Here is an 830-nt window from a genome sequence, read left to right as displayed (position 1 = left end):
GAGCTATCTTTGAACGGTCGTAACAAAAATCAGCTCCTGAGCGTAAAATTGCAATTCAGTACTGTGTTTGAGTGGAACACCCTTCGTGCTTGTCCAAACCCTCCCCTTGTTGAGAGCGAAATCAAAACAATATGATTTTTTTCTTGCAACATGACACTTTTTGTTCAAAATGACAAAAAACGTCATGAGGTGATGAATGGACAATATTGAGCAGTTACGGAAAGTCGCTACACGTGCAGGTAAGCTTCTGACATCTTTGAGCGAAAGTATCCGCCAGCAAAAAGAGGAATTGAAGCTTACCGAGTTCTATCAGGAATACAGCAAAGCCGCTCTGTATAAGCTGCCTAAGCTCAGTAAAGGCAGTGTTGAGTATGCTGTGGCCGAAATGGAAGCCGGTGGCTACATTTTTAAAAAGAAACCTTCTGGTAATACGATGAAATACGCGATGACGATTCAGAATGTCATCGATCTGTATAACCATCGTAAAGTACCGAAGTACAGGGATCGCTTCGATAAAGCCTTTACGATTTTTGTATGTAATCTTAAAGGTGGTGGTTCCAAGACAGTTTCTACCGCTTCATTATCACATGCTTTTCGAGCTCATCCTCAGCTTCTGTTCGAAGACCTCCGTATTCTGGCCATCGATTTCGATCCGCAGGCATCTTTGACAATGTTCCTGAGCCATGAGAATTCAGTGGGCTTGGTTGAAAATACGGCTGCTCAGGCCATGCTCCAGAATGTGTCTCGTGAAGAATTACTTTCCGATTTTATTGTGCCGTCGATTATCCCTGGTGTTGATGTCATTCCTGCTTCCATTGACGATGCATTCC

At 43.3% G+C, this 830-nt stretch carries 1 protein-coding gene; it reads left to right on the top strand.

The genetic code is table 11. The annotated features are described in order from the left end of the window. Positions 1-196: 196 nt before the first annotated feature. The coding region (locus tag MKP05_RS21210) for an AAA family ATPase (RefSeq protein ID WP_240570129.1) at positions 197-830 on the top strand (634 nt) is incomplete at its 3' end.

Origin of the sequence: Halomonas flagellata (assembly GCF_022487945.1) — a bacterium.
GTDB classification, from domain to species: domain Bacteria; phylum Pseudomonadota; class Gammaproteobacteria; order Pseudomonadales; family Halomonadaceae; genus Halomonas; species Halomonas flagellata.
This window is presented reverse-complemented; position numbering and strand designations above follow the sequence as displayed.